The sequence below is a fragment of the Mesorhizobium sp. M7A.F.Ca.CA.002.04.1.1 genome (assembly GCF_004022805.1).
GTDB lineage: Bacteria > Pseudomonadota > Alphaproteobacteria > Rhizobiales > Rhizobiaceae > Mesorhizobium > Mesorhizobium ciceri.
In genome coordinates this window covers 1-4647 of the sequence record NZ_RZPL01000462.1, presented here as the reverse complement: position 1 = coordinate 4647, position 4647 = coordinate 1, and the positions used below count along the sequence as shown (strand labels likewise).

The following is a 4647-nucleotide window of genomic DNA, read 5'->3' as shown; positions in this document are numbered from 1 at the left end:
TGCCAGTACTGCATCTATTTCCACACCGAGGCGGCCAAGCTCAACGGCGCCAGCGACGAGGAGATCAAGGAGGCGGTGGCGATGTCCGCCATCGTGCGCCATTGGTCGACGATGCTCAACGGCAGCCAGGTCGATCTGACGACCTTCAAGAAGCAGACCGACGACGTATTCGCGGCCGTCAAGGCGAAGTCGCAGTAAGAACCACTGCCCGGCGATGAGCGCCGGACGGCACATCGACCATCAACCGCCCGGTCGGAAGACGGGCCAATGGAGGATGAAATGCTGACCAAGACCCAAACAGTGGACGGCGCCGCGATCAAGAAGGCGATCGAAACCCGTGACGGCAAGATGCTGTCGAGCTTCTATGCCGAAGACGCGCTGGTGCGGGTGATCGACCGCAACAACCCGCCGAGCAAGCCGCGTGAAATCCGCGGGCGCGCGGCGATCACCACATTCTGGGACGACATCTGCAGCCGGGCGATGACCCACAAGGTCGACACCACCATCGCCGACGGCGACAGCCTCGCCTTCACCCAGGCCTGCGCCTATCCGGACGGCACCAAGGTGTTCTGCGCAGCGATGCTGGAGCTGAAGAACGGTCGGATCGCAAGACAGACCGTCGTGCAGGCCTGGGACGAGTAGATCAACAACCGTGGATCAACCGCGGCCTGGGCCGCAACCTGGAGGAGAAGACGATGTTCAGCGCCAGATGGCAGATCGACGCCAAGTTCGGACACAAGCAGACCGTGCTCGACCTGTTGAAGAAATGGGAACGCGAGATCGGGTCACAGGTCGGCCTCGACGAGCTGGAATTCCAGATCATGACCGGTTCGATCGGCGCGCGGGAGGCGACGGTCGAGTCCCATCACCAGGTCGAAAGCCTGGCCCAGTTGGAGGCGTTCTTCGCCAAGATCGGCAAGATCGACGCGCACGCGAAATGGGGCAAGGAGATCGAGCCCTATGTCGTGTCTGGCACCAGCCTGTGGAATATCTATCGCATCGTGGAGTAGTGGTCTGCGGTCTTACCTCTCCTCTTGTGGGAGAGGTCGGATTGCCCCGATTTGTCCTTCACAAATCGGTTGGCAACCCGGGTGAGGGGTAAGCTGGCGTCAAGCTGGAACACCCCTCATCCGTCTCGGCGCTACGCGCCGATCCACCTTCTCCCACAAGGGGACAAGGCAAAACTAGCCATGCGCAACCATCACATGCCGCACGGCGGTGTAATCCTCCAGTGCGTAGAGCGACATGTCCTTGCCGTAGCCGGACTGCTTCAACCCGCCATGCGGCATCTCGTTGGTCAGCATGAAGTGGGTGTTGATCCAGGTGCAGCCATATTGCAGGCGGGCGGCCGTCGCCATGGCGCGCGAGACATCCTTGGTCCATACGGATGACGCCAGGCCGTAGTCGCTGTCATTGGCCCAGTTCACCGCCTCGTCGACTTCCGAAAAACGAGTAACCGAGACGACCGGGCCGAACACTTCGCGGCGCACGATCTCATCTTCCTGCAGCGCGCCGGCGACGACGGTCGGCTGGTAATAGAAGCCGGAGCCCTCGCCCGGCTTGCCGCCGGTGGTGATCTCGATGTGTTTCAGTTCCGAGGCGCGCTCGACGAAGCTCGAGACGCGGTCGCGCTGGCGGCGCGAGATCAGCGGGCCGATTTCGTTTTCGGTATCGTCGGGGCGGTCGTACTTGATGGTCGAGACGGCCGAGGAGAGATCGGCGACGAGCTTGTCGTAGATCTTCTTGCCGGCGTAGATGCGGCAGGCGGCGGTGCAGTCCTGGCCGGCATTGTAATAGCCGAAGGCACGCAGGCCGTTGACCACGGCGCCGAGGTCGGCGTCGTCGAAGACGATGACCGGCGCCTTGCCGCCGAGCTCGAGATGCGTGCGCTTGACCGACTTGGCGGCCGCCTGCAGCACCTTCTTGCCGGTGGCGACATCGCCGGTGATCGAGATCATGTTGACCTTGGGATGATTGATCAGCGTGTTGCCGACGCTGTCGCCGCGGCCGAGCACGACATTGACGACGCCTTCGGGCAGGATGTCCGCAAGGATTTTTGCCAGCTTCAGCGCCGTCAGCGGTGTCTGCTCGGACGGTTTGAAGACGACGGTGTTGCCGCCGGCGATCGCCGGCGCCAGCTTCCAGGCCATCATCATCAGCGGATAGTTCCACGGCGCGATGGAAGCGACGATGCCAATGGCATCGCGACGGACCATCGAGGTGTGGCCGGGAATGTATTCGCCAGCGACGACGCCCGGCATCGAACGGACGGCGCCGGCGAAGAAGCGGTAGCAATCGACGATCGCCGGGATTTCGTCATTGAGCACGGCGTTGATCGGCTTGCCGCAGTTGAGCGCCTCGAGCGTGGCGAACTCCTTCGCGTCGGCTTCGATGCGGTCGGCGATCTTCAGCAAATAGCCGGAGCGCTGCGCCGGCGTGGTGCGCGACCACAAGACGAACGCCTGTTCGGCAGCAGTGACCGCCGCCTCGATCTGCGCCTGGCTGGCCTCGGGCAGGTTGAGGATGGTCGCCCCGGTCTTTGGATTGAGGATCGGCTCCTCGGTCTCGGTGCCCTTCTCGAATTTCGAGCCGATCAGCATCTGGGTGTCCATAAGGTTTCTCCCTTTACAGAAGCGAGTAGCGAGTAGCTGAAAGCGAGTAGGGTTTGACCGTCGATCCCTATTCGCTACTCCCTATTCGCTGTTTTTCATTTCCCGCTTCCAGCGATCTGGTCGCCGTCACGGGTGAGGTAATAAGCGGCAAGGATCGGCAGCAACGTCACCAGCATGACGACCATGGCAACGACATTGGTGACCGGGCGCTGGCGCGGACGGATCAGTTCTTCCAGCATCCAGATCGGCAGCGTCTGCTGCTGGCCGGCGGTGAAGGTGGTGACGATGACCTCGTCGAAGGACAGCGCGAAGGCCAGCATGCCGCCGGCAAGCAGCGCCGTGGCGATGTTGGGCAGCACGACATGGCGGAAGGTCTGAAAACCGTCGGCGCCGAGATCCATCGAAGCCTCGATCATCGAACCGGAAGTGCGGCGGAAACGGGCGACGGCGTTGTTGTAGACGACGACCACGCAGAAGGTGGCGTGGCCAAGCACGATCGTCCAGAACGAGAACGGGATGTCGGCCAGCGAAAAGGCCGAGCGCAGCGCAATGCCGGTGATGATGCCGGGCAGCGCGATCGGCAGGATGACCAGCAGCGAGATGGTTTCGCGGCCGAAGAATCTTGTCCGCGACACCGCCGCCGAACAGAGCGTGCCGAGGATGAGCGCGATCGCCGTCGAAATCGCGGCCACCCTGACCGACAGCGACAGCGCCTGCCAGACATCTGGCCGGTTCCAGGTCACGGCGAACCACTGCGTCGTCAGCCCTGGCGGCGGCCAGACGAAACTCTTCTCTTCGGTGGTGAAGGCATAGACGAAGATCAGCAGGATCGGCAGGTGCAGGAACAGCAGCCCGCAGGCGGCGGCAATCTTCAGGCCGAGCGGAGCCGACTGGGAACCATCAGAGCGCATCGAAGGCCCCCATGCGCTTGGCGCCCCAGAGATAGAAGCCCATGATGACGATCGGCACCACGGTGAAGGCGGCGGCGAGCGGGATGTTGCCGGCGGTGCCTTGCTGCGAATAGACCGCCTGGCCGATGAACAGACGCGAGGTGCCGATGATCTGCGGGATGATGTAATCGCCGAGCGTCAGCGAGAAGGTGAAGATCGAACCGGCGACGATGCCCGGCAGCGCCAGCGGAAACAGCACGTTGCGGAAGGTCTGTCCCGGTGAAGCGCCGAGGTCGGACGAGGCCTCGACCAGATTGCCGGGCACGCGCTCGAGCGCCGCCTGAACGGGGAGGATCATGAACGGCAGCCAGACATAGACGAAGACGATGAAGGTGCCGGTGAACGATACCGACAGGGAATTGCCGCCGACGATCGGCAGCGACAGCCAAGCGTCGAGAACCCACAACAAATGTAGCTTGGCGAGCAGCCAGGTGAGGATGCCTTCCTTGGCCAGGATCAGCTTCCAGGCGTAGATCTTGACCAGATAGCTGGACCACAGCGGCAGCATGATGCCGAGATAGAACAAGGCCTTCCAGCGGCCGCGCGCATAGCGCGCCGCGTAGTAGGCGATGGGGAAGGCGATGACGGCCGAGGCCAGCGTGACCAGAGCCGCCATCGTCACCGTGCGCAGGATGATGTCGAGATTGGCAGCCTGGAACAGATCGCCATAGGTCTTGAGCGTGAACTCGCGGTCGATGAGGCCGGAAAACTCGTCGATGGAGAAAAAGCTCTGCGCCAGCAGCGCAAACAGCGAGCCGATATAGACGATGCCCAGCCACAAAACCGGAGGCAGCAGCATGAGCAGCAACAGGACCTTCGGCTTGCGCCAGAAAAGGTCCGACAGAGCGCCGCGCAGACCGCCGCTACCCGGCAGGATGGCGGGAGCGGTTGCACGCATCATGGCGGCGTCGAGGCTCATGCCGGCTCGTCCATCAGATGCAGGTGCTCGCGGTTGAAGGTCAGCACAACCGCCTCGCCTTCTGCCGGCAAGGCGATGCCGGCCGGCACGATGGCGTGCAGCCGCAGCCCGTCGGCGTCGAGCGCCAGCTTTGTCGTGGCGCCGAGATAATTGGTCGAGATGAGGC

Annotated in this window: 7 protein-coding genes; 3 read left to right on the top strand and 4 right to left on the bottom strand. The window is 63.0% G+C overall.

What is annotated here, in order from left to right; genetic code table 11:
* From ENZ75_RS21705 to ENZ75_RS21695, 3 genes are all read left to right on the top strand, one after another.
* A partial coding sequence (locus ENZ75_RS21705; protein WP_164887912.1) for a carboxymuconolactone decarboxylase family protein occupies nucleotides 1–198 on the top strand: 198 nt, incomplete at its 5' end.
* A gap of 81 nt (nucleotides 199–279) precedes the next feature.
* A complete protein-coding gene (locus tag ENZ75_RS21700; RefSeq protein ID WP_024503372.1) occupies nucleotides 280–642 on the top strand; it encodes a nuclear transport factor 2 family protein in 363 nt (120 codons plus the stop codon).
* Between the two features lie 53 nt (nucleotides 643–695).
* Complete coding sequence (locus ENZ75_RS21695; RefSeq protein WP_013528019.1) at nucleotides 696–1010, top strand: hypothetical protein; 315 nt, start codon at nucleotides 696–698, stop codon at nucleotides 1008–1010.
* A 174-nt stretch (nucleotides 1011–1184) separates the two neighbouring features.
* On the opposite strand, the gene ENZ75_RS21690 is transcribed toward ENZ75_RS21695, so the two are convergent.
* From ENZ75_RS21690 to ENZ75_RS35635, 4 genes are all read right to left on the bottom strand, one after another.
* The gene (locus ENZ75_RS21690; RefSeq protein WP_013528020.1) at nucleotides 1185–2612 is read right to left on the bottom strand and encodes a gamma-aminobutyraldehyde dehydrogenase; all 1428 of its coding nucleotides are present in this window, start codon (nucleotides 2610–2612) and stop codon (nucleotides 1185–1187) included.
* Between the two features lie 95 nt (nucleotides 2613–2707).
* Nucleotides 2708–3523, bottom strand: coding sequence for an ABC transporter permease (locus tag ENZ75_RS21685; protein WP_024503371.1), 816 nt, complete (start codon nucleotides 3521–3523; stop codon nucleotides 2708–2710).
* Nucleotides 3513–4463 (bottom strand): ABC transporter permease, encoded by a 951-nt coding sequence (locus ENZ75_RS21680; protein ID WP_210183137.1) that lies wholly within the window; start codon nucleotides 4461–4463, stop codon nucleotides 3513–3515. The genes ENZ75_RS21685 and ENZ75_RS21680 overlap by 11 nt, the downstream gene beginning before the upstream one ends.
* A 14-nt stretch (nucleotides 4464–4477) precedes the next feature.
* On the bottom strand, nucleotides 4478–4647 hold a 170-nt coding region (locus tag ENZ75_RS35635; protein WP_128278304.1), incomplete at its 5' end, for a TOBE domain-containing protein.